The sequence below is a fragment of the Arcicella aurantiaca genome (assembly GCF_003148625.1).
Taxonomy (GTDB): domain Bacteria; phylum Bacteroidota; class Bacteroidia; order Cytophagales; family Spirosomataceae; genus Arcicella; species Arcicella aurantiaca.
In genome coordinates this window covers 56,270-81,863 of record NZ_QGGO01000011.1, presented here as the reverse complement: position 1 = coordinate 81,863, position 25,594 = coordinate 56,270, and the positions used below count along the sequence as shown (strand labels likewise).

Annotated in this window: 24 protein-coding genes, 2 tRNA genes and 1 pseudogene; 8 read left to right on the top strand and 19 right to left on the bottom strand. The window is 34.7% G+C overall.

Translation table 11 applies throughout. From position 1 onward, the window contains the following. Nucleotides 1–39 precede the first annotated feature (39 nt). The 3 genes from LV89_RS11895 to LV89_RS11885 form a co-directional block, all read right to left on the bottom strand. Complete coding sequence (locus tag LV89_RS11895; RefSeq protein ID WP_109743119.1) at nucleotides 40–1,275, bottom strand: ATP-binding cassette domain-containing protein; 1,236 nt, start codon at nucleotides 1,273–1,275, stop codon at nucleotides 40–42. Between the two features lie 230 nt (nucleotides 1,276–1,505). Then, nucleotides 1,506–3,131: a chaperonin GroEL gene (gene groL / locus LV89_RS11890; RefSeq protein WP_109743118.1), complete on the bottom strand. Its 1,626-nt coding sequence runs from the start codon at nucleotides 3,129–3,131 to the stop codon at nucleotides 1,506–1,508. A gap of 146 nt (nucleotides 3,132–3,277) precedes the next feature. Beyond that, nucleotides 3,278–3,556, bottom strand: a complete 279-nt coding sequence (locus LV89_RS11885; protein WP_109743117.1) for a co-chaperone GroES — start codon at nucleotides 3,554–3,556, stop codon at nucleotides 3,278–3,280. A 370-nt stretch (nucleotides 3,557–3,926) separates the two neighbouring features. On the opposite strand from LV89_RS11885, the gene LV89_RS11875 reads away from it, so the two are divergent. Then, on the top strand, nucleotides 3,927–4,640 hold the full coding sequence (locus LV89_RS11875) for a hypothetical protein (protein WP_109743115.1): 714 nt from the start codon (nucleotides 3,927–3,929) through the stop codon (nucleotides 4,638–4,640). Nucleotides 4,641–4,736: 96 nt separating this feature from the next. Here LV89_RS11875 and secG read toward each other — a convergent pair whose 3' ends face one another. The 6 genes from secG to miaB all read right to left on the bottom strand — a co-directional run bounded on the left by secG (nucleotide 4,737) and on the right by miaB (nucleotide 9,888). Further along, entirely contained in the window at nucleotides 4,737–5,096 is a 360-nt protein-coding gene (gene secG / locus LV89_RS11870; RefSeq protein WP_109743114.1) for a preprotein translocase subunit SecG, read from the bottom strand. Nucleotides 5,097–5,159: 63 nt separating this feature from the next. Further along, complete coding sequence (locus LV89_RS11865) at nucleotides 5,160–5,864, bottom strand: DUF8458 domain-containing protein (protein WP_109743113.1); 705 nt, start codon at nucleotides 5,862–5,864, stop codon at nucleotides 5,160–5,162. Between the two features lie 31 nt (nucleotides 5,865–5,895). Then, a complete protein-coding gene (gene lptE / locus LV89_RS11860; protein ID WP_229201506.1) occupies nucleotides 5,896–6,396 on the bottom strand; it encodes an LPS assembly lipoprotein LptE in 501 nt (166 codons plus the stop codon). 76 nt (nucleotides 6,397–6,472) lie between these two features. Further along, nucleotides 6,473–7,810, bottom strand: a complete 1,338-nt coding sequence (locus LV89_RS11855) for a sigma-54 interaction domain-containing protein (protein ID WP_109743112.1) — start codon at nucleotides 7,808–7,810, stop codon at nucleotides 6,473–6,475. 93 nt (nucleotides 7,811–7,903) lie between these two features. After that, nucleotides 7,904–8,455 (bottom strand): Uma2 family endonuclease, encoded by a 552-nt coding sequence (locus tag LV89_RS11850; protein ID WP_109743111.1) that lies wholly within the window; start codon nucleotides 8,453–8,455, stop codon nucleotides 7,904–7,906. 11 nt (nucleotides 8,456–8,466) lie between these two features. Further along, the gene (gene miaB / locus LV89_RS11845; RefSeq protein ID WP_109743110.1) at nucleotides 8,467–9,888 is read right to left on the bottom strand and encodes a tRNA (N6-isopentenyl adenosine(37)-C2)-methylthiotransferase MiaB; all 1,422 of its coding nucleotides are present in this window, start codon (nucleotides 9,886–9,888) and stop codon (nucleotides 8,467–8,469) included. Nucleotides 9,889–10,221: 333 nt separating this feature from the next. Between miaB and LV89_RS11840 the strand changes: the two genes are divergently transcribed. Beyond that, complete coding sequence (locus LV89_RS11840) at nucleotides 10,222–10,458, top strand: hypothetical protein (RefSeq protein WP_109743109.1); 237 nt, start codon at nucleotides 10,222–10,224, stop codon at nucleotides 10,456–10,458. Nucleotides 10,459–10,594: 136 nt separating this feature from the next. On the opposite strand, the gene LV89_RS11835 is transcribed toward LV89_RS11840, so the two are convergent. Beyond that, nucleotides 10,595–11,143, bottom strand: coding sequence for a SixA phosphatase family protein (locus LV89_RS11835; protein ID WP_109743108.1), 549 nt, complete (start codon nucleotides 11,141–11,143; stop codon nucleotides 10,595–10,597). Between the two features lie 7 nt (nucleotides 11,144–11,150). Further along, nucleotides 11,151–12,644 (bottom strand): serine hydrolase domain-containing protein, encoded by a 1,494-nt coding sequence (locus LV89_RS11830; protein WP_109743107.1) that lies wholly within the window; start codon nucleotides 12,642–12,644, stop codon nucleotides 11,151–11,153. 375 nt (nucleotides 12,645–13,019) lie between these two features. Here LV89_RS11830 and LV89_RS11825 point away from each other — a divergent pair, with 375 nt between their 5' ends. The 3 genes and pseudogenes from LV89_RS11825 to LV89_RS25955 form a co-directional block, all read left to right on the top strand. Then, complete coding sequence (locus tag LV89_RS11825) at nucleotides 13,020–14,006, top strand: 2-hydroxyacid dehydrogenase (RefSeq protein WP_109743106.1); 987 nt, start codon at nucleotides 13,020–13,022, stop codon at nucleotides 14,004–14,006. Between the two features lie 157 nt (nucleotides 14,007–14,163). Continuing rightward, nucleotides 14,164–15,141, top strand: a complete 978-nt coding sequence (locus tag LV89_RS11820; protein ID WP_109743105.1) for a YitT family protein — start codon at nucleotides 14,164–14,166, stop codon at nucleotides 15,139–15,141. Between the two features lie 157 nt (nucleotides 15,142–15,298). Beyond that, nucleotides 15,299–15,415: pseudogene (locus LV89_RS25955) on the top strand (pentapeptide repeat-containing protein); the annotation flags it as partial. 24 nt (nucleotides 15,416–15,439) lie between these two features. Here LV89_RS25955 and tamL read toward each other — a convergent pair. Beyond that, nucleotides 15,440–17,935, bottom strand: coding sequence for a translocation and assembly module lipoprotein TamL (tamL, locus tag LV89_RS11810; protein WP_109743104.1), 2,496 nt, complete (start codon nucleotides 17,933–17,935; stop codon nucleotides 15,440–15,442). Nucleotides 17,936–17,952: 17 nt separating this feature from the next. On the opposite strand from tamL, the gene LV89_RS11805 reads away from it, so the two are divergent. Then, a complete protein-coding gene (locus LV89_RS11805) occupies nucleotides 17,953–18,690 on the top strand; it encodes a TrmH family RNA methyltransferase (RefSeq protein ID WP_109743103.1) in 738 nt (245 codons plus the stop codon). A gap of 123 nt (nucleotides 18,691–18,813) precedes the next feature. On the opposite strand, the gene LV89_RS11800 is transcribed toward LV89_RS11805, so the two are convergent. The 7 genes from LV89_RS11800 to LV89_RS11770 all read right to left on the bottom strand — a co-directional run bounded on the left by LV89_RS11800 (nucleotide 18,814) and on the right by LV89_RS11770 (nucleotide 25,042). Continuing rightward, complete coding sequence (locus LV89_RS11800) at nucleotides 18,814–19,620, bottom strand: DUF4595 domain-containing protein (protein ID WP_109743102.1); 807 nt, start codon at nucleotides 19,618–19,620, stop codon at nucleotides 18,814–18,816. Between the two features lie 29 nt (nucleotides 19,621–19,649). Then, nucleotides 19,650–19,982 (bottom strand): hypothetical protein, encoded by a 333-nt coding sequence (locus LV89_RS11795; RefSeq protein WP_109743101.1) that lies wholly within the window; start codon nucleotides 19,980–19,982, stop codon nucleotides 19,650–19,652. Between the two features lie 58 nt (nucleotides 19,983–20,040). Continuing rightward, entirely contained in the window at nucleotides 20,041–20,592 is a 552-nt protein-coding gene (locus LV89_RS11790) for a hypothetical protein (RefSeq protein WP_146199150.1), read from the bottom strand. A gap of 35 nt (nucleotides 20,593–20,627) precedes the next feature. Beyond that, nucleotides 20,628–21,911, bottom strand: coding sequence for an SGBP N-terminal domain-containing protein (locus LV89_RS11785; RefSeq protein ID WP_109743099.1), 1,284 nt, complete (start codon nucleotides 21,909–21,911; stop codon nucleotides 20,628–20,630). Nucleotides 21,912–22,067: 156 nt separating this feature from the next. Then, a complete protein-coding gene (locus LV89_RS11780) occupies nucleotides 22,068–22,808 on the bottom strand; it encodes a queuosine precursor transporter (protein WP_109743098.1) in 741 nt (246 codons plus the stop codon). Nucleotides 22,809–22,912: 104 nt separating this feature from the next. Continuing rightward, on the bottom strand, nucleotides 22,913–24,124 hold the full coding sequence (locus LV89_RS11775; protein WP_109743097.1) for a pyridoxal phosphate-dependent aminotransferase: 1,212 nt from the start codon (nucleotides 24,122–24,124) through the stop codon (nucleotides 22,913–22,915). Between the two features lie 156 nt (nucleotides 24,125–24,280). Further along, complete coding sequence (locus LV89_RS11770; RefSeq protein ID WP_146199149.1) at nucleotides 24,281–25,042, bottom strand: hypothetical protein; 762 nt, start codon at nucleotides 25,040–25,042, stop codon at nucleotides 24,281–24,283. A 296-nt stretch (nucleotides 25,043–25,338) separates the two neighbouring features. Between LV89_RS11770 and LV89_RS11765 the strand changes: the two genes are divergently transcribed. Both LV89_RS11765 and LV89_RS11760 read left to right on the top strand, forming a co-directional pair. Beyond that, a tRNA-Ser gene (locus LV89_RS11765) sits at nucleotides 25,339–25,425 on the top strand. A 54-nt stretch (nucleotides 25,426–25,479) separates the two neighbouring features. Next, nucleotides 25,480–25,553 (top strand) — tRNA-Pro (locus LV89_RS11760). Nucleotides 25,554–25,594: the final 41 nt, after the last annotated feature.

Here is a 25,594-nt window from a genome sequence, read left to right as displayed (position 1 = left end):
TCACTCATAAACTCATAAACCCCTCACTCATAAACTCTTTTAAGACTTCACTCCCACCGAACCATTTTCTGAAGGATTCAAAGTAAAAACACTTTTAGGATTTAATCCCTCTTCATTTCTGTGAGATACGTACAAAATTGTGGTGTTGGTTTCATTGGCAATTTTATTGATAAGAGCGATTGCCAAACGGGTATTATGGTCGTCTAATCCTGCAATAGCTTCATCTAAAATCATTAAAGGTGGATGTTTTACCATTGCTCTCAGAATTAAAGCCAAACGCTGTTGACCAGAAGTCAAAAAGCAAAAAAGCGTATTTGCTAAATGCGACATATTAACCAATGCTAACCATTCTTTCGCCAATTTCACGTTCAAGTCAGATGGATTTACATAAAGCCCGATGGAATCATAAAAACCCGAAACTACCATTTGTTCTAAAGTGTGTCTGGTACTGAATAAATCCGTCATGCTTGGCGTTACGTAGCCAATTTTATCTTTAATATCCCAAACAGTCTCTCCTGAACCTTTTTTTCTCCCAAACAAAAACAAACTTTGCCCATAACCTTTCGGATTATCACCTGTAATCATCGACAAAATGGTGGTTTTCCCTGCTCCATTTGGACCAATTAGATGCCAAAACTCTCCTTTTCCAATCGTCCAAGTAATATCTTTAAGAATTGGTCTTTCGTTATAACTGACATTAACTTTATCAAAAACGATTAATTCGTTCTTCAATTCTGAATAAATATGCGTTGTGTTTGGAATATTGCCCACTAAAAGATTTTCCTCCTCCACTTTCATAAACTCCTCAGAATTGGCACAAATATGGAATTTATTGTCGTTTTCGACCGCAATAAAATTATTAATAAAAGGTAATAAATCTCTTTTACGGTGAATAATTTGAATCAACACAACTTGATTTTGGACTTCAATTAATTTATTCAGCAATGACTCCCGAATTTTCACATCAAGATTATCAAAAGGATTATCCAGAATGATATAATCTACTTTGGTAGCCATCAAATAATCTAACAAAGCCTTTTTTTGCTCCCCACTCGACATTGATTTCAAACTTCTATTCTGTGATTTTGTCACCTCCGTGAAACCATGACGGTCTTCTTCGTCTAAAATTTCATCTACCTTAATTTTAGAAAAAAGTGTTCCTTCCAATTCGTTAAAATCGACTAAAATTCCTATGGCTTTTTGAGAAAGAATTTGTTGTATAAATGCTTGTTTATTTACTTCGTTAGAAAGAAAAATCGCTTGGTGATTTGGCATTTTGATTGAGTGGTGATTGGGTATTAGTTATTAGGAAATGGAGAACATTTGCCTTTCTAAAAATATCTGACAGTTATTGCAAATCTATTCTTGAAACTTACTCTTCGCTTTCTCGCAAATCGTTTTCCGTATAGCACAATATGTTTACAAAAGTACAATCAAATCCATAAAAAAACTCCCCAAGAAAATAAATTCAAGGGGAGTTTTTTTATTTTGAAACGAATTCAGAATTACATCATTCCGCCCATTCCGCCACCACCGTGTGCGTGTGGAGCTTCTGGAGCTGGTTTGTCAGCAATTACACATTCAGTTGTTAACAACAATCCTGCAATTGAAGCAGCATTTTCTAAAGCTAAACGAGTTACTTTAGTTGGGTCAATAATACCCGCAGCTAACATATTTTCGTATTTATCTTCACGAGCGTTGTATCCGAAGTCACCTTCTCCTGCTTTTACAGCATTTACCACTACTGAACCTTCACCACCTGCGTTAGCAACGATAGTTCTCAATGGAGCTTCGATAGCTTGACGGATAATGTTGATACCAGTTGTTTGGTCTTCGTTATCACCTGCTAAACCTTCTAAAGAGTTGATAGCACGGATTAAAGCCACACCACCACCTGCAACGATACCTTCTTCAACAGCAGCACGAGTTGCGTGTAAAGCATCATCAACACGGTCTTTTTTCTCTTTCATTTCAACTTCAGTAGCAGCACCGATGTAAAGAATAGCAACACCACCTGACAATTTAGCCAAACGTTCTTGCAATTTTTCACGGTCATAATCAGAAGTTGTATTTTCGATTTGAGCTTTAATTTGATTAACACGAGCTTCGATACCGTCTTTATCACCAACTCCGTTTACAATAGTTGTATTGTCTTTGTCGATGATGATTTTTTCAGCTTGCCCTAAATATTCTACTGATGCGTTTTCTAATTTGAAACCACGTTCTTCAGAAATTACTGTACCACCTGTTAAAACAGCGATGTCTTCCAACATTGCTTTACGACGGTCACCAAAACCTGGAGCTTTAACAGCAGCAACTTTTAATGCACCACGGATTTTGTTAACTACTAATGTAGCTAAAGCTTCTCCGTCAACATCTTCAGCGATGATTAACAATGGACGACCAGTTTGAGCAACGCCTTCTAATACTGGTAATAATTCTTTCATTGAAGATACTTTCTTCTCAGAAATCAAGATGAATGGACGCTCTAATTCAGCTTCCATTTTCTCAGTATTAGTTACGAAATATGGAGATAAATATCCACGGTCAAACTGCATACCTTCTACTGTTTTAACTTCAGTTTCAGTACCACGAGCTTCTTCAACAGTGATTACACCTTCACGACCAACTTTTTCCATGGCATCAGCAATCATTGTTCCGATTGTCAAATCAGAGTTTGCTGAAATTGTAGCAACTTGAGCAATTTCTTGAGAAGTTTCAATTGCTTTTGATTGAGATTTCAAAGAAGCTACAACCGTAGAAACTGCTTTATCAACACCACGTTTCAAATCCATTGGATTTGCACCTGCTGCTACGTTTTTAGAACCAATTGTATAAATTGCTTGAGCCAAAACCGTTGCAGTTGTTGTACCATCACCCGCTTGGTCAGCAGTTTTAGAAGCAACTTCTTTTACTAATTGAGCACCCATGTTCTCAACAGCGTCTTCTAATTCAATTTCTTTCGCTACTGAAACACCATCTTTAGTGATTGAAGGTGAACCGAATTTTTTATCAATAATTACATTACGACCTTTTGGTCCTAAAGTTACTTTTACTGCATTTGCTAAAGTATCAACGCCTTTTTTCAGTTTATCACGAGCGTCAGTGTCAAAAAATAATTCCTTTGCCATTTTTAATTAGTTATTAATGATTAGTTATTGGTAATTAGTTTTAAACAGCCAATACTAATCTGTAATTTCAAAATAATTAGTTTATTTTTATGAGTGTTAGGACGTTAAATAATCACAATTCACTAAATCACCACTCACAAATAAAATTAAAGAATTGCGAAAATATCGCTTTCACGCATGATTAAATAATCTTTTCCTTCTACTGCAATTTCAGTTCCTGAATATTTACCATACAAAACAGTATCACCAACTGAAACGGTCATTGGCTCATCTTTCTTGCCAGCACCTACTGCTACAACTGTTCCTCTTTGTGGTTTTTCTTTAGCAGTGTCAGGAATGATAATTCCGAATGATGTTTTTTCTTCTGCGGCTGCTGGTTCTACCAGAACTCTGTCAGCCAAAGGCTTAATACTAACTGTTGACATTGTTTTTTGTGATAAGTTATTTTTTATTTGATTTTTTTAGGTTTTCAATTAATGATAAAATCGGAGTATAAGTCTATTTATTATCTCTATTTTATCGCCTACGCAACAAATTTCGTCATATTTTATGCCATTATCCAAAAAGCGGAAAAATTGTCAGGTTTTACAACTAAATACGTTTTAAAGATATTTATACTATTAACTTCTGTCAGTTTTGAAAAAATTATACTGAAAACTTGACATTTTCATGATAATTACTAATTTTAAGTATTGATGTCATTTTGCAATCAAACAACTTCATTGCCAAAATCGGATTGCTTAAAATAGTTTGCTTTCATTTTAATTTTATAATCCTTCAACAAAATTAAAGCCTATGAAAACATTAGATAAAGATTGGCTAACCACTGGGCTCATCGACTTCGAGTACAAAAAATATGTCCTGTTAGCATATTTACAGCACGTCAAAAGTAATTTCAAAAATCAAAAGTTGTATCCAGACCTGCGGGACTTGCAGTATCATTACGAATATTCTAAATATTTTAAAGATGGAATTGAGCAAATGAGCGAGCTTTTCCCAAAAAGGATTAGAGATTTCAATTCCAACGATTTGAACATCGTTTATGAAGCGACTCCTCAACCTGACAATCATTATATCTCAGAATTGGAATCAATTATGGATTATGCTCTACCAAGATTTGAAAATGCCATTAATGAAGGTGAAGAAATTGTTGCCGAAGTTCAAGATAACATCAATGTTACGCCCATTGGTATTTTACCACTTTACAAAAACGATGGTTATTTGTTAGTTCATGAACCAACTATTAGCGAAACGTTAGTTTATCAGTATAATTTAACCGTTTTTGAAGGCAAAAATGAGAAGCTACGGGGTGTTAAGACTTTTTATGTAGAAACTGTCAGAAAAAGCGTTTCGACGACTTTCGAGAATATAAAGTTAGATTTAGTAAAAAAATATAAACATTTACCCAATCCTGCAACGTATTTGGTAGAATCGAAGTATATTTTACCTTTGGAAGAAACACTTTTACCCATCGCCAAATGGAAAATTGTGGAACAGGTGACGAAATAGGGATTAGTTTTTTGGGGAAGCCTACGCACTAAAAATAAAAAACAAAAAAAGGAAACTCGTTTGAGTTTCCTTTTTTTGTGATAAGCTATAAATATCTTATTTCTTAGTTGTATCAGATGGCTTAGCTGTTGGGTTTGTTCCAAGACCTTGAGCAGGTGCTGCCGCAGGAATACCTGCTTTACCTTTTGCTGCTTCAACGTTTGAAGATTCAATACCACTTCCAACTTCAGTAGGTGTGATAAATTTTGTTGCCAAAACTAAAACTGCAATTGTAATTGCTCCACCCCAAGTAATTTGTTCTAAAAGGTCACCTGTACGTTGTACACCAAACATTTGGCTTGCACCAGCAGTTCCGAATTCACCTGAAAGTCCTCCTCCTTTTGGATTCTGAATTAATACTACAAAAACTAATAATACTGCGATAATGCAAATAACTACGATAACTGCTCCGAACATTTTGTTTATTTTTTAATAATTAAGGATTCTAATTGATTTAAAACTAAATACAAACTGCATAACCTATGCCAATTCTTTAATTTTAGATGCAAAGTACGCTTTTTTTTCTGGGAATTTCAAAATTAATTTCTGATAAACCTCTATTGCTTTTTCTTTACGTCCTTGCATGGTTAAGATTTTAGCATAACTCTCTGTCACAATGCCTTTTTCTAACTTGCTACTTCTTACAGATAAATCTTCTTGCTTGCCCATTGCTTCCAACTGGCTTTTGGTAGTACGAATCAAACCGGGGTCTTTCATCAGGAAGTTATCAATAATTGAATTTTGAAGCTGTTGTTTCTGAGCAATTTCATCAATTAATAAATCCTCCACTGCCGCCGAATTTGTCAACATATCAAGATTTGAAATCATTTCGGTTTGCTCTGAAATGTCTTCTTCAAGGGTAATAACTTGTTCTTCAGGAGTTTCTTTTAATTTATGCAGATACTCTGATTCAAATTTTTGATTTGAAGTAGTAATGACTTCATTTCTAAAACTGCCATTAATTAGTTTTCTGAGAGCATTTCTACTAACGGCGTGGGCTGAAGCATGGCGAATTTTCTCAAAAGCTAATTCTTCTGCATAATGACTATGATAGCCCTTTGCTAAAAGTGTATGCCCCAATTGGCAATACGGATATTGTTTAGTGATAGACTCAATAGTTTTGACATCCGACAATGAAATATTGGCGGGATGTGCAATAAGGTATGAGAAAACGTCTTTATTCATCTTAATTTAATGAGAGATTGTGTAATGAAATCTACCATTCTCCTGCAGTTTTGTTAAAAATATCCAAGATTATTTGGTCTAAAATCTTTGGAATCAACTCACCTTGAACGGCAGTAATGGTTTGGGTTTGGGCAAAATCTTGATAAAAAGAAAACTCTTGGTCATAGTTTTTATTTTCATCTTTTGCATTGCTAAATTTCACTTGAATCGTGATTGTCAATCGGTTTAAGCCTCCTTTATCGTCTGAAGTTGGAGCTTTTGCTTCAACGGTAAAACCCGTAATTGCCCCTTCAAACATCAAATCAGGATTAACATTTGTGGTTTTTAATGAAGTATTTCGTTGAAAATACTCCTTCATTTTTTCGTTAAATGTCAAACTTAAATTGGCTGGTCCCCCTGCCGTCTGAAAAGCAAAGTTCTGAATCTGAATCGTTTTCAAATTTGGGTCAAGACTCGCCCCTCTGAAGGTGTAACAAGAAATCAGTGAGCAGTAAACAGTAAACAGTAAACAGTAAACAGTAAACTTTTTCACTTTAAAGAATATGTTTTTTATTTTATTCAGCATGAACTGATAACTAATAACTGATAACTGATAACTGATAACTGTATTACTCTTCCTCAATATCATATTGCTTAATTTTACGGTAAAGGGTTCTTTCTGAGATTCCCAAATCTTGTGCGGCATACTTTCGTTTGTTTTTATTTTTTTGTAAAGCCTTAATAATCATATCTTTTTCCTGTTTTTCCAACGAAAACGATACTTCTTCAGCTTCATGGGTAACGTCAATAAAACCGCCTTTATTTTCGTGATTTTCGCCGTTTAAGTTAATTATTGTTAATTCAGGACTTGGCGTATAATTTCCTTGTCCAGTTGGTAAAATTCTCGCAGGATTAATCTCTGGTTGATACGTATTTGGCGTGTACGGGAACGTTCTGTCAGTATCCATATTCTGAAATAAACCTTCATTTTGTTTCAGAATCTCTGGGTTTATTTCTCCATTTTTGAGTACGTCCAAGAACATTTTTTTCAGTTCCGTCACATCTTTTTTCATATCAAAGAGAATTTTATAAAGTAATTCTCTTTCTGAAAAATTGTCTGCTTGCTTTTCCTCAAAATCTCTCCGTATTAAGCCATTTCCAATAGATTGTCCGTTATTTTTCTGCAAGTATGCACTCAACTTTGCTCCATCAATAATTCTATCATCAACTTCTAAAATTGAAATTTGCTCAGCTAAATTTTTCAATTGGCGAATATTTCCGGGAAAACGTTGCGACAGTAAAACCTGTTGAGCATCTGGCGTTAATTGAATAGGCTTTATCCGATATTTTTCAGCAAAATCAGTTGTAAATTTTCTGAATAACAACTCAATATCCATTCCTCTATCTCGCAAAGGCGGAACAAAAATGGGTACTGTATTCAAACGATAATATAAATCTTCTCTGAATTTTCCTCTTTCAACGGCAGTCATCAAATTGATATTGGTTGCTGCTACCACTCGCACATTTGTTTTTTGAACTTTTGAAGAACCAACTCGAATAAATTCTCCGTTTTCGAGTACCCTTAACAGACGAGCTTGCGTTCCTAAAGGCATTTCAGCAATTTCATCTAAGAAAATCGTTCCGCCGTCTGTAACTTCAAAATATCCTTTGCGGGCATCAATTGCCCCTGTAAAAGCTCCTTTTTCATGCCCAAAAAGTTCAGAATCAATTGTTCCTTCTGGAATTGCTCCACAGTTTACGGCAATAAATTGACCGTGTTTTCGTGCAGAAAGGTTATGTATTATTTTAGAGAATGATTCTTTCCCTGAGCCACTTTCACCCGTAATAAGCACCGTCATGTCAGTTGGAGCAACTTGTCCAGCTACTTCAATAGCATGATTTAAGGCAGACGAGTTTCCGATAATTCCGAAACGGGCTTTAATGGATTGTAATTCTGATATTTGCATATATTTTAGGATTTAGGGGTTAAGATTTAGCATTTAAAACAAATTAGATTTCCAACTCATAAAGTTTTTAAATCCAAATCCTTTCGCCTATTATCACTTCCAAATTCTACTGAAATCAAAGACAACTTTACAGTCTTCAATATCAAAAATATAGGTATCGTTCTCTGACTCAAATACTTGTCGGTATCTTCCTTCAATCATTTTGTAAATAGTAGCCTTATTAACATCAGGGTCGATGATACAATAATATTTAACACCTTGGTCTTGGTAAAGGTCAAATTTTATCGTTAAATCTTTTTTACGAGTTGAAGGGGAAAGAATTTCAAAAACCAATTTCGGAATGCTAATAATATACTTTCCATTGGAGTTTTCACAAATAATGGAAGCATCTGGCTGAACGATGGTACTTTCATCAATTTTCCAGTCAATGGGCATCATAGCAGTACAATCGTCACACCCATTTCGCTCTAATTCTTCATCTAAAATTCTTACGATTTTAACGTTAATTTTCTGATGTTTGAAAACAGGTAAAGGACTCATCGAAAATGGCACACCTGCAATGAGTTCCCATTGGTTTTCCCATTTTTTATAATCCTCATAAGTATAATGAGGTAAATCAGAAAGGCTTAATTGAAATCTGTGCATTTGGATTATTTTTAAGATTTTACCACAATTCCTTTCAATGTTGCCGTTGAACAAGACGTTATTGTTACCATCACATAATCGCCTTTTTTATAATTCTCTTTCGGGAAAATCACTACTTTATTTTGGTCATTACGTCCTTGTAAAAAGTCTTCTGAACGTTTTGAAAAACCTTCTACTAAAACCTTCTGCACTTTTCCTACATGACGATTATTTCTTTCTTGTGATAAACGCAACTGTAAATCAATAATTTCAGCTAAACGTCTTTGCTTCACCTCCGCAGAAATATCATCAACTAATTTTTTGGCAGCGGGCGTTCCTGGGCGTTCAGAATAAGCAAACATATAACCGTAATCATATTTTACATATTCCATTAACGACATGGTATCTTGGTGTTCCTCTTCTGTCTCCGAGCAAAATCCTGTAATCATATCTTGTGAGATTCCACAATCATCACCCAAAATATTACGGATTGCATCAATACGATTCATGTACCACTCACGGTCGTAAGTACGGTTCATTAATTTCAAAATACGGCTATTACCACTTTGAGCAGGCAAATGGATATATTTACAAATGTTTTCGTACTTTTTCATGGTATAAAGCACTTCATCTGTAATATCTTTTGGATGCGAAGTAGAAAAACGAACTCTCAAATCTGAATTCACCAAAGCTACTCTTTCTAATAACTGTGCAAAATTGACAGTTTCTGAACCATCTTCAGAAGCCCATTTATACGAGTCCACATTTTGACCTAAAAGGGTAACTTCTTTGTAGCCATTATCCAATAAATCCTGACATTCTTTGATGATTGAATATGGGTCACGTGAGCGTTCACGTCCACGAGTGAAAGGCACAACGCAGAACGAACACATATTGTCGCAACCACGCATGATTGAAACGAAAGCCGTAACGCCGTTAGAATTTAAACGAACGGGCGAAATATCTGCATAAGTTTCTTCTTTAGACAAGAATACATTAATAGCTTTTTGTCCTTCTTCGGCATCACTTAAAAGATTAGGAAGGTCACGATAAGCATCTGGTCCAGCAACCACATCAACGATTTTTTCTTCTTCCAAAAACTTCGTTTTCAAACGTTCAGCCATACATCCCAACACACCTACAACCATTTCTGGACGCTTTTTCTTCAAATAATTGAAGTTTTTCAAACGATTTCTAACCTTTTGTTCTGCATTATCACGAATGGCACAAGTATTCAAAAGAATAACGTCGGCAGTCTCAAAATTGGAAGTTGTAGCATATCCTCCTTCTTGAAGAATTGAAGTAACAATCTCAGAATCAGAGAAATTCATCTGGCAACCGTAACTTTCAATATATAATTTTCTTTTGCCTGTTGTGTCAGCTTGTTCAACACTTGTACGAGGCAATTCTAAAGCTTCTTTGTCTTCTTCTTTAAGTATTTCTAATTCTCTCATTTTCGATGTTCGGTATTTGATTATTGATATTTCACTATCAATTTCCGATAATATAAGTCTTAAAATATTTTGCAAAAATACGAATAATTATGACAGAATGGCAGATAATTTTGAATTATTCAGAAGTAACAATTCCCCTTTCATTAACTATTTGAATTCTAATAGATTTGCAAGAATGAAAGGAATAATAGAAGAAAAGTGTAGAAAAATATTCTCAAAAAACTACGTAAACATTTATTTACCAAGCACTTAAATCAAATTTGCACATTGGAACAGGTTTTTAATAGCTGATAAGAACAGTTCTGTCTCTTAATCAATAAACCTTTCAATGCCATGATTTTACAATTAGACCCTGCTATTTTAGTTGATACCCCACTTGGAAAGGGACATGGTATCTTCATTATTGACTATGGAATGCACCAGAACACTTGTTGGGTAGTTGCCATTCAAGAAAGTGGTGTCATTAAACATTTTGACTGCAATGATGTAATTCTTGCTACAAATTATACTTATGGCATGAATTTATCAAAACACGGCTTTAAACATGAAGAAGAAAACGGAATGAAATAACGCTTCGTTTTGGATACCTATGTTATTGATATTTTCAACCAACAACATAGGTGTATTTTTATAATTCAAACAAACGTCAACCCTCTGAAAAATCAAACCATAAACAACTAATTGACTTCCCAAAATAGTCTCTAAATCAATTTCCTTTCATCATTTGTAAACCTTCCACATTTGAGTTTTTTGCTCCGTAATGTTCAATATTTACTTTGGTATCCTTTCCTTTTTTTAGTTTTACCGTAAACAAATAATCATATTCTTGGTCGGAAATTTCTGAAATAGGTCGTTTCCCGACTAAAGCTTCTATGGTTTCTAAAACGGTGTTTGAATGTCCAACAACTAAAATTTGATTGCCTTCATTTTCAGTTAATAATTGATTAGCAAATGCCTTTAAATCTTTGGGTTCATAAATTTTAATATTAATACTTTTTGCATCTGCTAAAGGCTTGGCAGTCAATTGGGTTCGCTGATAATTGGTAGTATAAATAGCCGTTATTTTTTGTTTTTGTAATTTCTTCGCTAAATCCAAAGCCCTTTGCTGACCTTGTTCTGTTAAAAGTGGGTCTTTATCCTTTGGATTTGTTGTTACTTTTTCTGCATGACGCACCAAATAAATCGTAGTTGTTTGAGCTGATAACGCAAAACTGAGAATGTAAAACAGTGCGAAAATGATGGATATTTTTTTCATGTTTGATTTATTTTTTAATTTGTTGAATATGATATTCTTGAATGAGAGCAGGTTTTTCGGGCGAAAGCGTAAAGCTAATTTTTATATTGGCGTTTTCTCCCTCAACAATAAAATAGCCTCTTAAATTATTCTCAGGTATCATTTCGTTGATTTTCAAAATCTTCCCTGCATTAGCAAAAATAGGCTCTGCTTCATTTCTGAGTGGTTTTACGAAATAATCTAAGAAGAAGTTTTCTGCAAAAATTCCTGATTGTTCCGCATTTTGCCAAGAAGGTAAAATACTCATTAATTCATTTTGGCGTTGCTTCAAAATAGCTGAAACGGGAATTGGTTTTGGTTTTAGATGTGTCAAAGCGATTAATGTATCTAAAATCTGAGTATTTAAAGCACTGGCTGGGGCGTAAGTTCTATTGGCAAATGAAATGATACCTATTCCAAATTCGGGTAACATTTTCCAATTACTACCAAAACCCGGTAAACCTCCGCTATGACCAATATTTGTAATGTGATTACAGTCTTGAACCCAACGTAAACCATATCCATAAGCCGAAATATTGGGGCAAGATTTCCCCAAAGCATTTTTATTATCAACACTGAAATAACTAAAATTCCAAGGTTGGTGCATTTCTCGGAGCGAACTTCTTTTCAAAACTGGAGATTCCTTTTTATCTGAAACACTTGCAGAAAGATGAAATGTTAGGTATTTCCCAAAATCGTCGATTGTTGTGAGCATTCCACCCATTGCACCATAAGCACCATCACCAAGCATGGGTTGTTCTACCCAATTTTCATCCATCCAACGATACCCAACGGCTAATTGATTTTTAGGCACTTTTGTATAATCCCAATAGGTATCATTCATTCCTAAAGGCTTCAAAATATGCTGATTGATATAATTTTGATAGGTTTGCCCGCTTACTTTTTTGATAATATACCCCAACATCGCAAATCCCATGTTAGAATATTCATAAGCAACACCTGCGGTATTTGAGAAGGAAATCCCTTTTTTAAACATTTTCAGCATTGTTTCATCTGAAATTGCTAATTGGCGGTCGCCCCAAGGATTATCTTCTGGAAAACCTGCGGCGTGAGTTAAAAGGTGGCGAATGGTTATTTCAGGAGAATCTGCGGAAAATTTCTGTCCTTTAATTTCAGGAATATACAAGGAAACAGGCTCGTCTAATTTTAGTTTACCTGCATCACGAAGTTGTAAAATTGCCATTGCCGTAAAACTTTTTGACATCGACGCAATGCGATAAACAGATTTTCCGTCTGCAAGCGTTTTGGTTGTGGTATTGGCAATTCCGATATGATTTGAATGGATAATTTGCCCATCAATTACTAAACCGTAAACTAAACTTGGCAAATGGTTTTTCTCTGCAAAATCTTTACAAATTTTATCAATAACTGGCAAAGCAGATTTTAATGACTCGGTATTTTGAGCATTCACAAACGACTGTACGAACAATAAAATCGCACAAAATAATACATTTCTTTTCATTTAATTTTAGTTTAAAATTTGGGAAAACACACCCAATTTGCTGATGTTTAGATTTAAAATAATCGGAACTGTACAGGGTTTGCCACAAAACAAACGATAGACCACAGATTATACTGATTTAACAGATTTTCGCTGATTTTTCTTGATTTTATCCGTAAAATCTGCTCAATCTGTGGTCTAAATTTGTCTGCGACAAATAGTTGATAATTCCGATAAAGTATAATTTACGAAGACTTGGTTAGAATCCATTGAGAAAATCTACAAAACAAAATAACTATGATTATTATCAGTTTTAATTCTTCTTTTTGCACACCATTCACCGAAGGGTATTTTAATAATTTTGAGCAATAACCTTCAAAATAAATCCCCAAAACGATGAAAGTAGCCGTATTTAGCACAAAATCATACGATAAAATATATCTCGATAGTTTCAACAACACCTCAAATCAACTTACTTATTTTGAAATTCCATTAAATGCTGACACCGCAAAATTAGCCACTGGTTTTGACGCTGTTTGTGTTTTTGTAAGTGATAAAGTTGATAGGAAAACCATAGAAATTTTAGCTCAAAATGGGGTTAAGTTGATAGATTTACGGTGTGCAGGCTTTAATAATGTTGATATTGAAGCGGCAAAAGAACATCAAATAAAGGTCTTGCGTGTCCCTGCCTATTCGCCGCAATCGGTAGCAGAACACGCAATTGCCTTGATTTTAAGCTTAAATCGAAAAACACATAAAGCTTATAATCGAGTTCGAGAAAGTAATTTTGCATTAGAAAATCTGATGGGATTCAATCTTTGTGGTAAAACCGTCGGCGTAATCGGCACAGGTAAAATTGGGATTAATTTTTGCCAAATAATGCTTGGTTTTGGCTGTAAAGTTTTGGCTCATGATATTTTTGAGTCTTCAATTTTGAAAGAAAAAGGGGTCGAATATAAATCTATGGATGAAATTTTAGAAATGGCAGACATAATTTCGCTTCATTGTCCACTCACGCCTGACACGCATCATCTTTTTGACAAAATGGCATTCTCTAAAATTAAAAAGGGTGCAATGTTAATTAATACAAGTCGTGGTGGACTCATCAATACTTCCGATGCTATTGATGCTTTAAAACATGGACAATTGGGTTATTTAGGCATTGATGTTTACGAACAAGAAGAGTCTTTATTTTTTAAAGATTTGTCAGGAAGTCTTATTCAAGATGATTTAATTGAGCGATTAATGTCTTTCCATAATGTGCTTATAACGCCACATCAAGGCTTTTTTACCCATGAAGCACTTACGCAAATAGCCATCACAACGATGAAAAACTTTGCTGATTTTGAAAATGGACAGCCTTTAGAAAATGAAGTAAAATAAGGTTATCAATCTTGAATAAAATAATGTAAATTAAGGTCTTTGAGCAGTTCCAATTTGGATTTACCCTCAAAGGCTTTCTTTTTTTGAAGGAACGGCTGGCAAGATTTTTTTGTAGTTAATATAAGCCAAGGCTTTAATTGTATAAACCCGTTACATTATGAATCCAATCTTGAAACAGTTAGTTATCGATACATTAACAAGAAAATTAAACAAAAAACCCAAAGATTTTAACGCATACTCAGAAGGAGAACTTGCAAAAGGACTCGTAGCGTTTAAAGGGACACTTTGGGGCTATTTTAAAGATTTTCTATTCATCACGGCTGGTGTTTTTTCGGCTGCTTTTGGCTTCAAAGGTTTTTTATTGACCAATCATTTTATTGACGGAGGAGCAACAGGGATTTCACTCCTTATTTCAGCGATTACGTCCATTCCATTAGCTATTTTATTGGTTGTGGTAAATATCCCATTTATACTTTTGGGGTATCGAATTATGGGTAAATCTTTTGCTTTAAAAACAGCTTTGGCAATCTCAGGATTGGCTTTAGTTGTGGCAACAATTTCTTTTCCTAATATCACAAACGACAATCTTTTAGTGGCTCTTTTTGGTGGTTTTTTCTTGGGTGCGGGTATTGGTTTGTCGGTTCGAGGAGGTGCGGTTATAGATGGAACGGAGGTTTTAGCAATTTTTCTAAGTCGTAAATTTGGCACAACTATGGGCGATATTATCATTATGATTAATGTCCTGATTTTTGGAACTGCCGCCTATTTTCTATCTGTTGAAATTGCTCTTTATTCGATGGTAACTTATTTATCAGCTTCCAAAACACTTGATTTTGTTATCGAAGGAATTGAAGAATACACAGGCGTAACGATTGTATCGCCTCTGAACGAAGAAATTAGAGACATCATTATCAATAAATTAGGACATGGCGTAACTATGTACAACGGCAAAGGAGGATATGGCAAAATGGGAGAATCAAAGAATATTGAAATTATTTACACCGTAGTTACTCGTCTTGAACTCAATAAACTTAACGAAGCCATCAAAAATATCGACCCAGAAGCATTTGTAGTCATGAGCAGTATTAAAGACACCAAAGGCGGAATGATTAAAAAACGCCCGTTAGACCATTGAGGTGGGATTGGTTATTGGTGGATTGGTTATTGGTTATTGGTTAATTGGGGATTGGAAATTTGTCACTAACTCACAATTCACTAATTCACAATTCACTAATTCACTAATTCACTAATTCACAATTCACTAATTCACAATTCACTAATTCACTAATTCACAATTCACTAACTCACAATTCACTAACTCACAATTCACTAACTCACAATTCACTAATTCACAATTCACTAATTCACAATTCACTAATTCACAATTCACTAATTCACTAATTCACTAATTCACTAAATCACAATTATCAAAATCAAAACGGATAACCAATTCCGAAGTTTAGGGCTAAAGAATTAGAATAACCATCGGATAATGTATTGGCTCTAAAATTAGATTTATCTCTGAACAAAACCCAACGGTTTCCTTCTTCTTGCGAAGGGTCGATTACTTTCACTGCCCAGTCTAAACGAAGCACGAAGAACGATAAATCGACCCTCACGCCAAAGCCCGTACCAACGGCAATTTCTTTATAAAATCTGTCAAATTGGAAATCACTTCCCGTTAAACCCTCTGTATTTTGTCCTTGAAAACGCCATACATTTCCCGCATCTACAAAAAATGCCCCGTTAATATTATAATCTCCTAAGAAACGAATAATCTTAAAACGATATTCTGCACTTGTTTCTAATAAAATACTACCAGGTTGGTCTAAATTTCGGAATGAATAGGCAGAACCCGGTCCCAAAGTTCTTGGTCGCCATGCTCTGATACTACTTGGACCACCCACAAAAAAGTTTTTCTCATAAGGTAAATTTCGTCCTTCACCATAAGCATAAGCAATTCCTGTATTGATTTTGTAGGCAAAACTTGCGTTTTTACTTCCTCCAATCGACAAGTATCTGCGATAATCCGCATTGAATCTCACGAATTTAAAGAACTGTAAACTGTCTCCAAACATACTTGATATAAATCCAATTTTACCAGAAGGGAAAAAGTTAAGTGTCGTTCCTCCTGACTCCATCAACAAACGCAAATAATTACCTTTCTTTATTTGCCCATAAGGGTCATCCGTGTATGTATATGAAGCACTAATCGTTGAAACGAAAGAACGGTTAAAGCTTTGTCCTAAGTTATTTCCCTGTGCTTTCAAGGTATCTAAATAGTCTAAGAAAGCTTTCGTTTGGTTGTTAGTAAAAATTAAGTTTAAATCCACCAATGAAACCTGCCAAAACTTCTTGGGAGAAGGTCTCCAAACATACGTTCCATTAATTTTAAAATTCAATCGGCTATATTCTTGTCGGGCAGTAAATTCAGCCCCTACCCCTAATCGAGTTTGAGGTGTAAAAGAATTCAATTTCTGAGCTAAAAAATTGGGTGCTAATATTTTTGGAACGATAAGAGAGGTATTTAACCCTAATTCTAAATTTCGACTCACAACATCAGTATCGAAAAAGCCTGTTTGAGCTTCAAACCCAAAACGTAAATTAGTTTCTAATGAACTCGCACTTCCTTGAATATTTCGAACTTTGAAAATGGTATTGAAAAAAGGTCCAAAAACTAAACGAAACACACTTCCGCCCGTCTCAGCCGTAAACTGATATTTGTCTAAAGGACGGGTATAAATAGTAGCATCCAATAAGCCACGAGTCGTATCAAAATTTATTCTGGTAAATTGAAATTGGTCGAGTCCATAAAGATTTTTTTCCGTTTGTAAACGGTTATTTAACTTGTATAACTGATTGGGGCGAATATCAATTTTAGAATCTAACAACTTGGTAGAGAATCGTTTATTCACAAAAATATATTGAATATTTCTGTTGTAAATGGTATCAACTTTGGGCGTGGTTATGGTAGGAGACGAACCATCAGAAATAAAAGTTACTTTGTTGATTGGATATGCTTTGCGATAATTGGGGTTTTGTGGTGGTCTTGAAGGATTAGGAATATAGGTTATCGCTGCAATTCCTTTGGTAATAGCCGTATCAAGGTCATTTACTCGGATTGAGATAAAATCTTTAGAGAAATTATAGTATCCGTTATTTTTAAGGAGATTTTCAATGCGTACTTTTTCATCGTTATAATCCTCCAAAGTCAATCGCTCTCCTACTTTCAAACGACTTTCATGTTGATTTGCCCGTAATATTTCACGAATAGTTCTGTCTTGAACCACCAATGAATCCACTTGTTTTAATGGATAAAAAGTACCTTCATCTACCAAATAAGTAACATCAATTCCACGACGATTAAAAATGGTTGAGTCTTTTTTATAACTCACTGAATAATTAAAAAAACCGTGATTTTTGAGATATGTCTTTACTTTTTCAACATTTTTAATGGCATCAGCTTCATAAAAATACGAAGGAGCTTCTCCAAAAGTTCGCATTGCCCAATTACCCTCATTGATTTTGCGAGTCAATTTCTGAGCTTTAGTTTCTTTCTTTTTGGCAATTTTTAAATATTCTTCCGAATTAATATCAAGCCCCTTTACTCTTTGGTCGAAATCATCGTTTAACTTTGTGAGTTCCTTTTGCCAAATAATCTTCTTTTCAGCATAAGATTTGTACGAAAACGGAGGCAATTTAGCGGAAAATAATTGGTAAAAATAAAGTCCCGTAGTGATGGGAGTATAAGGAAGTCGCTTGTTGGGTTTCTGAGGCAAAAGTGCTTCTAATCGTTCTTTAGGCAGTGTTTTATTACCCTTAAAAGTCTGAGACGACAAAAGCGGTTCTGTAAAAATACTCTTCGGGGAACATCCGAAAACCAACAGCGTCAAAGCAAACAAAGATATATTTAATAAGGCTCTTTTCAATTAAAGCGAAAGTATAAATGATAACTAAAAATCAAATTAAATACATTAATTCTCTACAACAAAAGAAATTTCGTACAGAACATCAATCTTTTATTGTGGAAGGGGCAAAAAGTGTGCTTGAATTATTAAAATCAGACTTTGAGCTTGAGTTATTATTTGTCACACAAGATTTTTTCGATAACTACGAAGAAATTTTATCGAAACTCCCACTTCAAGTAGAAATTGTCAATCAACAAGAATTAGAGAAAGCAGGCTCTTACAGTTCGAATAACGCTGCCCTCGCCGTAGCTAAAACGAAAGAAAACCATGAATTATTAGTCGGAGAAAATGAATACGCCTTGATTTTAGACGATATTCGTGACCCTGGAAATTTAGGTACAATAATTAGAGTGGGAGATTGGTACGGCATTCATAAAATAATCTGCTCGCACTCAACCGTAGATTTTTATAATCCAAAAGTAATTGCTGCCACGATGGGTTCTTTCACAAGAACGAACTTATATTACACTGATTTAGAAGTATTTATCAAAAATCAAAGTACCCCAATTTACGGAACATTGCTCAACGGAAACAATATTCATCAAACCAAATTTGCAAAGTCTGGCTATATAATCATTGGTAACGAAGCCAACGGAATTTCGGAAGGCGTAGAAAAATTAGTTACCGATAAAATAACCATTCCAAGTTTTGGAGGAGCAGAATCTCTGAATGCAGGTATTGCAACGGCGGTGGTTTTGGATAATTTGAGAAGATAAAAATCGGCTATCTCATGTTAGATAGCCGATAAGAACTCACCCAATTTTCAATCCAACTATATTTTACAAATAAGCTAATTGAAGTTCAATTTCTTTGACTGTTTTGTTTTGGATATTGCCAAATCAATTACAATTCGTTAAGGAATAACGTTCTGTGTTGCTAACTTTTGCATCATCAATTGCGGTCATTTCGGCAATAAAATTTTTAGAATCCAACTTCACACCAGTAATTTTCACCGTTCCAATTGATACCAGTTTCCCTTTACTATCAGATTCAAAAGATTCGATAATTGTCCCTACACTTCCTTGATTACCAGACCACGAATAACCCGTCAGCACATCATAAGGCAAATTATATTTGCTCAACAATTGCTCAGGAGATTTAGCAATTCCTACGGGCTTGGTTATGGATTCAAAATAAATCGTTTCATCAAAACCTTTATATCCATGTTTTATCTGTATTCCATTGGTATCATAAGTAAAATATTGAATTAAGTCAGCATTAGGGTCGCCTGTTTCATAAGAGAAATAAATAATTCTACCCGCTTCATCGTATTTTATGTTATTTGTTCCGCCATTACCCACTGCATCCTTAAAACTCACTTTGGAGATTTTTCCATTTGTATAAGTGTACGTCTCCGAACCATTCGCCTTACCATCGAGCGTCCAGACAGATTTAGTCAAAAGTCCAGCATTATCATAAGTAAAAGTATAAACATACTTGCTAATCGTTCCAGAACCCGAGCCATCAAATTCACGAGCCATTGTAGCAATTTTTCCTGTTGCATCGTAGGTATAAGTATGTTTATTGCCATTTCCTCGGTCAATTACTGATACTTTACAAGTATCTTCGGGCGTAGTTACTTCATCTTTTTTGCATGAAAAAACAAGAAGTGACAGGGCTAATGTTAGTAGTTTTATTGTTTTCATTTTGAATGATTTGTTTAAATTACTACGGTTTATAAAACTTGACCCATTACAATGTAATCACACCAATACACATATTCTTCAATATCACGAGCGTGAACCTCATTCGCCATAATATTAATTCTTGTTTTAGAGTCATAATTAAGGTCAATTTCTATCGTATCTATCAAAAAAGGTACAGCGTTGCCTGCTATATTTTCATGATGTACTGTTGCTACTACGGTAGGAGTATTTGCAAATAGTTGTTCTAACTGTATATCACAAGTTCTCAGAAAATGAGCTGCACTTGGTTTAACCATTAGGTATCTTCCACTAATCATCACGGTATTACCGACTTGTATTCTTCCTGTGATTATGTTTGCCATAGTTTTATTGGTTTAAATTGTTTGAAAATTAGGTTTTATTAAAAAGTATTAATCAAATTCAATTAACTTGATTATCTCCTTTAAATACCGAAATGGGCTTTAAAAATAGAAAAGCGTCATTTCTTGCACCAAAAAGTACCGTTTCATTTTCTTTTCCAGTTGCATTGAAATGAGTATTCAAATCAGACATAAGCGGAAAATTGAAAATCATCTGAAATAAATTACCACTGATAGCAATAGGATTGGTACTGGTAGTGATTTTTCCAGTAATTAGTGGAATATCAGCACCTAATATTGGGTTTTCAAGGTCAAAAGGTGGAGACGGCATTGAAGGGTCAATTGTTTGAACAATATTAAATCCCGAACCAATCTTGAATGTCTTTTCAGTATATGCAGGGAAAAATAAATGCCCATTTGAAAATGAAGGGTGTTTTATTTCAGAGTAAACACATTCACATGAATCTACATAAAATAAAATATACTTGTCAAATCCATTTCTATCACGAATGGCTACTCGAATCTTCGCACTCATGGCAATGTATTCTTGTCCTTGCAATGGAGTTGAATTATATAGTCGTGAAGCTTCATTAAAAGTCTCTTGAAGTGTCATTTTCTTGTTGTTTAAATTGTTTAAAAAATTTGATTCTAATTGCATTTGTAAGTAAATGTTCCAGTATCTTTAAAACCGTTTGCGTAAGTGATTGTATATGAAGTAACATTACCATTTACATCAGTTTTGTAGTCGTAAGTCCTAACGTCTGTCCCAGATTTATAAGTTTTTCTTAGGTATGTTCCTTTATCCGTCAGCGAAAAGAATATTTTAAAATTTGGGAAACCTTTAAATCCTTTTGGATTAAAGACCGTTTCCGCATCTTGAGCAAGCCAAAATATAGATGGATAGTATTGTCCACGAGTCAATAATTCAAAATCATCATATTTAGCTTTTATGTTTGTGTATGTTACTTCGATATTGACTGGTACATAACCATATTTAATGGGTTGCCCATTAGCGTCATAATTCCATTCTTGTACAAATTGTCCATTTTGGGGAGCTGATTTTGTAACCAAACCCATTGCATTTATAGTATTTGTTTTGTTGTATGGGTCAGTCCAAGAAGACAATATTCCATTAGTAAATATGAAAGTATCTGGCGTCGCATTTCCTGTAACAACATCTTTATAAACTACTTTTTTAAGTTTGTCGCTGGTTTCAGACTCGTATTCGTATGTACTACTTCCAGTTGAAACTGTACCACTATTTGCGGTTTGTTTAATTTCTTGTAAGATTAAACGTCCATTTTTATAAGTATAAGAACTTACCCTTTTGAAATTATCAGAAGCACTTTTTGAGTTCATTTTTTCCCAAGCTATTTGTATGAGAAAACCGTCATTATCATAAGTATATGCTATTTTAGTATCAAGAGATTGTGTTGTGTTTTTTGATGTTCGTTTAATTAACCTTTTCTCATTATCATATTCAAAGGTTTCATTGAGTGTTCCATTATTATCGTCCACCGTAATGCCTATCAATTGACAACTCTGGGCTACCACTAGTTTCGTCACATTCACCTTCCAAACCACCATACCCCCATCCTCCGCCGTAACAGTATAACTCACCTCTTTAGAAAAATCCTGAGCCACACCCGTTGCAGGCGAAATGGTGGCTTTGTCAGAAATCGTAATGGTCGGTACTAATTTGGTTACGTCTGTTCCTGCGGGTACAGTAGCGGTTATTGCCTTTGTGGTCGCATCAATCGTGGCTTCTACCACAGGACTGAGAGCAGAAAAGCTGAATTTAGTAATGTCTTTGGCAGCACTTTTAACGGCTGGTGTTGTGGTAGTTGGCGTAGGTTCATCTTTTTTACAAGCTACCGCAAAGCACATTATTACTACATAAATTGCGATGAAGGTTTTGGTAAGATTTTTCATGAGATTAAAAATTAAAGATTCACATTAATTACTCTCACAAATTTCACAGCTTTATTTTTCCCTTCATATCCCCAATATTGGGGAGGTCTTTTTTGAGAAAAGAGCATAAAAAAAGCCCCTCGAAAGGAGCTTTTTAAAATTTTAATATCAAAGATTTTATTCTTTAGCTAAATACTTATCTATCAGATTATGAGCCAAATAAATAACGGGAGTCAGTAATATTGCCGTAAAAAACTTGTACAAATAACTGTTCAATGACGTTGATATCCACTGTTCAAACGTCCAATTTCCAAACAGCACAAAAGCAATTCCAATCACTACAAAACTATCTATTAGCTGAGATACAAGTGTTGAGCCTGTTGCTCTTAACCAAATTTTTGTTCCATTGGTTTTTTCACGAATCAAATGAAAAACGTAAGCATCCAATAATTGACTCAGTAAAAATGCTGTCAAAGAACCAATGATGATTCCTAAACCTTGTCTAAAAATCTTCCCAAAAGCATAATTGATATTAAAATTATCGTCGCCTTTATTTACCTCAATCCAGAAATCAGCAGGCGTCAATAAAGTTGCTCCGTAAATAATGATAAAACAATAGGCAATAAATCCAGCTGTCCAATAAGATACTTTTCTTACGCCTTTTTTACCAAAATATTCATTAATAATATCCGAAGTAATAAAAACAAAAGGCCAGTTTAACGCTCCTGCGGTTTGGTTTATATCCCAAACTCCCAAAAAAGTTTGTAAGTGAAGCGGGGGAATTCCTAATGTTCCTTCTACTGAAAAAATTTTCACACCAATAATTTCAGCAACGATGGCATTTGAAAGAAATATTCCGAAGAGAATAATAAAAAGTTTAGTACGTCTTGAATTGAGAAAATCTGCGTCAATAGTCATTACAGTCTTGTTTTAAGCAATTAAAAATCGAATAGCAGTCAAATAACGCTGATTAAAAATCCTTTTAATCAGCGTTACGTAGTATCCGTCATCAGCGTTCCAACCTACTTACGATGATTTTCAAAATGCAAGGCAATTTTATTCATCGCAATATCTAATTGTTCTAAATGTGGCAAAAATACAATTCTAAAGTGGTCGGGTTCTTTAAAATTAAAGCCTCGCCCTCCTACTACTAAAATTCTTTGGTCTTCCAAAAGGCTCAAAACAAAATCGCCATCATTTTTAAAGTCAAATTGTTTTAAATCAATTTTCGGAAACAAATACATGGCACCTTTCGGACGAACACATGAAATTCCGGGAATTGAAATCAACTTTTCATGTGCCAATTCCATTTGTTTATAAAGCCTTCCCGTTGGTATAACTAAGTCATTAATAGACTGATAACCACCTAAAGCCGTCTGTATTCCGTATTGCGTTATTACGTTAGAACACAAACGCATGGAAGCCATGAAAGTAAGACCCTCAATGTATGATTTTGCTTTATGTTTTGCCCCTGTCAAAATCATCCAACCTCCTCTAAAACCAGCAGCACGATAGTTTTTAGACATTCCGCCCATTGTCACAATCAGCGTCTCTTCAGACATTCCTGCCGTTGTGTGATGAACGGCTCCATCAAAAAGAATCTTATCATAAATTTCATCTGCAAAGACAATCAGTTTATGTTTTTCAGCCAAACGAACAATTCCTTCTACAATTTCTTTCTCATAAACTGCCCCAGTCGGATTGTTAGGGTTTATAAGAACGATTCCACGAGTTTTCTTTGTAATTTTTGACTCAATATCTTTCAAATCTGGATTCCAATCCGATGCCTCATCACACATATAGTGTACAGGAGTACCCCCAGCAAGCCCAACAGAAGTTGTCCAAAGAGGATAATCTGGCGAAGGAATCAATATTTCATCATGCGGATTCAAAAGAGCTGTCATCGTTAAGCCAATCAACTCACTTACACCATTACCAATAAAAACATCATCTATTTCCGTATTTTTCACTCCACGACTCTGATAATATTGCATAACGGCTTTACGGGCGGCGAACAATCCACGAGAATCTGCATAACCTTGGGCATTACGAATATTCATAATAATATCATGAATAATCTCATCTGGTGTTTCAAAACCAAATGTGGCGGGGTTACCAATATTCAAAGAAGTGATTTTGTAGCCTTCTCGTTGCAATTGCAGGGCTTTTTCGTAAACTGGACCACGTATATCATAACGTAATGAATCCAGACGGGAGCTTTTTAATATTTCCATTTGGTAACAAGTTGTAGTTTCTCAGAATGCAATTGAGAAACTGAATTTTAAAAGGACTGCAAAGTTGATAAAAAATTAAATGAAATTTAGGTAAAAAATAAAAAAAGGCTAAAGAACAAGAAGTCTTTAACCTTTAAGCTTAAATTATGAATCAATTTAGCGTCTTTGTTCAAACCATTGTTCAAAAAGAAAATTCAGTGGTGCTTTGCCCCCTTGGTAGCTTAATTGCACAAATTTGGCTCGTGCGTTTGCTTCTAAAAATACTCCACCACGAATAGACATTCCAGGAGCAATAGTTGTTGCTCTAAAATTTTCTTGCGACCAAACCCTTCCATCATGCTCAAGTTGATTCATTTTTGAATAAAAATTTTCATGGTCAACTATCCGTTTAACTTGAGCAACTTGTACAACAGTTTCGGCAACATTTGCCGTTTTCCAAGCACTTTCAGAATATTTTCCAGATGAGGCAATTAAAGCCGCAATTCCCCCAACAAACAAAATGGTATTGACAACTCTCGCTCTTTTAATTTTAGATTCCTGAAAATCCATTTCTTGTTTAATCAAATTCATCTGTTCTTGCGGTTCAACTCCTACATACGAATATGCGTACTTTCCATCTAAAGAATGAAGTACATTTTTATTGGCATCAAGTGGCGTAAATAAAAAATTTTTAGGTGAAACAGACAAAGGCAAATCTGTATTGTTAAAAACTTCAACATCAAAAATCATGTATTTTTGATAACGTCCGTCGTAAGAAGCCACAACTTTCACACCCTCATGTTCATTTTTAACAATCTCTTTACCACCATCAACCATAAATTCTTGCTCAACTGGTTTCAAACGCATCACATTTGTGGATGTGCAAGAAGACAAAAAGAGAAAAATTGGAATAACGAAACAAATTAAAATGGATTTCATCATCGATTTTTTTAAAAAATTGAAACAATATTTATTTCCAGACAGTCGAAAATCACCTTCCCCCTATTCAAAATTACCCTATTTTTAAAATTAATACATTTTTTTGCAAAAAAATATCAAAATTTAACTTTACAATAACTTCCTGTTTTTCAAAGCCGTACAAGAAGCAGTACAAAAAAGTTTTAAAAAAAGTCATTTTTTTTTCTCTTTAGACTTGCATCTTAAAAGAAAAACGCCGTACCTTTGCATCACCTAAACACAACGACAGTATCGCAAGAGAAACTAAAATGTGTTAAGGAGAGTTGCCTGAGAGGCCGAAAGGAACAGTTTGCTAAACTGTCGTACTGGTAACGGTACCGAGGGTTCGAATCCCTCACTCTCCGCATAGTTCATAGAAGTAAGCTTCATATATTGAGTTATGTCAAAGGTAAATTTTTCGGGGTGTAGCGTAGCCCGGTATCGCGCTTGGTTTGGGACCAAGAGGTCGTAGGTTCGAATCCTGCCACCCCGACAAAATAGTTATCAAGCTTTTGATAACTATTTTATTTTGTA

Excerpts from the sequence above, each read along its gene's own strand:
- LV89_RS11795 (WP_109743101.1), bottom strand. The coding sequence starts at position 19,982 with ATGGCAAACATAATCACAGGAAGAATACAAGTCGGTAATACCGTGATG.
- LV89_RS11875 (WP_109743115.1), top strand. The coding sequence starts at position 3,927 with ATGAAAACATTAGATAAAGATTGGCTAACCACTGGGCTCATCGACTTC.
- LV89_RS11790 (WP_146199150.1), bottom strand. The coding sequence starts at position 20,592 with ATGACACTTCAAGAGACTTTTAATGAAGCTTCACGACTATATAATTCA.
- miaB (WP_109743110.1), bottom strand. The coding sequence starts at position 9,888 with ATGAGAGAATTAGAAATACTTAAAGAAGAAGACAAAGAAGCTTTAGAA.
- LV89_RS11850 (WP_109743111.1), bottom strand. The coding sequence starts at position 8,455 with ATGCACAGATTTCAATTAAGCCTTTCTGATTTACCTCATTATACTTAT.
- LV89_RS11835 (WP_109743108.1), bottom strand. The coding sequence starts at position 11,143 with ATGAAAAAAATATCCATCATTTTCGCACTGTTTTACATTCTCAGTTTT.
- LV89_RS11820 (WP_109743105.1), top strand. The coding sequence starts at position 14,164 with ATGAATCCAATCTTGAAACAGTTAGTTATCGATACATTAACAAGAAAA.
- LV89_RS11885 (WP_109743117.1), bottom strand. The coding sequence starts at position 3,556 with ATGTCAACAGTTAGTATTAAGCCTTTGGCTGACAGAGTTCTGGTAGAA.
- LV89_RS11805 (WP_109743103.1), top strand. The coding sequence starts at position 17,953 with ATGATAACTAAAAATCAAATTAAATACATTAATTCTCTACAACAAAAG.
- LV89_RS11895 (WP_109743119.1), bottom strand. The coding sequence starts at position 1,275 with ATGCCAAATCACCAAGCGATTTTTCTTTCTAACGAAGTAAATAAACAA.
- LV89_RS11785 (WP_109743099.1), bottom strand. The coding sequence starts at position 21,911 with ATGAAAAATCTTACCAAAACCTTCATCGCAATTTATGTAGTAATAATG.
- LV89_RS11855 (WP_109743112.1), bottom strand. The coding sequence starts at position 7,810 with ATGCAAATATCAGAATTACAATCCATTAAAGCCCGTTTCGGAATTATC.
- LV89_RS11825 (WP_109743106.1), top strand. The coding sequence starts at position 13,020 with ATGAAAGTAGCCGTATTTAGCACAAAATCATACGATAAAATATATCTC.
- secG (WP_109743114.1), bottom strand. The coding sequence starts at position 5,096 with ATGTTCGGAGCAGTTATCGTAGTTATTTGCATTATCGCAGTATTATTA.
- LV89_RS11780 (WP_109743098.1), bottom strand. The coding sequence starts at position 22,808 with ATGACTATTGACGCAGATTTTCTCAATTCAAGACGTACTAAACTTTTT.
- LV89_RS11840 (WP_109743109.1), top strand. The coding sequence starts at position 10,222 with ATGATTTTACAATTAGACCCTGCTATTTTAGTTGATACCCCACTTGGA.
- LV89_RS11830 (WP_109743107.1), bottom strand. The coding sequence starts at position 12,644 with ATGAAAAGAAATGTATTATTTTGTGCGATTTTATTGTTCGTACAGTCG.
- LV89_RS11775 (WP_109743097.1), bottom strand. The coding sequence starts at position 24,124 with ATGGAAATATTAAAAAGCTCCCGTCTGGATTCATTACGTTATGATATA.
- LV89_RS11770 (WP_146199149.1), bottom strand. The coding sequence starts at position 25,042 with ATGAAATCCATTTTAATTTGTTTCGTTATTCCAATTTTTCTCTTTTTG.
- LV89_RS11865 (WP_109743113.1), bottom strand. The coding sequence starts at position 5,864 with ATGAATAAAGACGTTTTCTCATACCTTATTGCACATCCCGCCAATATT.
- LV89_RS11800 (WP_109743102.1), bottom strand. The coding sequence starts at position 19,620 with ATGAAAACAATAAAACTACTAACATTAGCCCTGTCACTTCTTGTTTTT.
- groL (WP_109743118.1), bottom strand. The coding sequence starts at position 3,131 with ATGGCAAAGGAATTATTTTTTGACACTGACGCTCGTGATAAACTGAAA.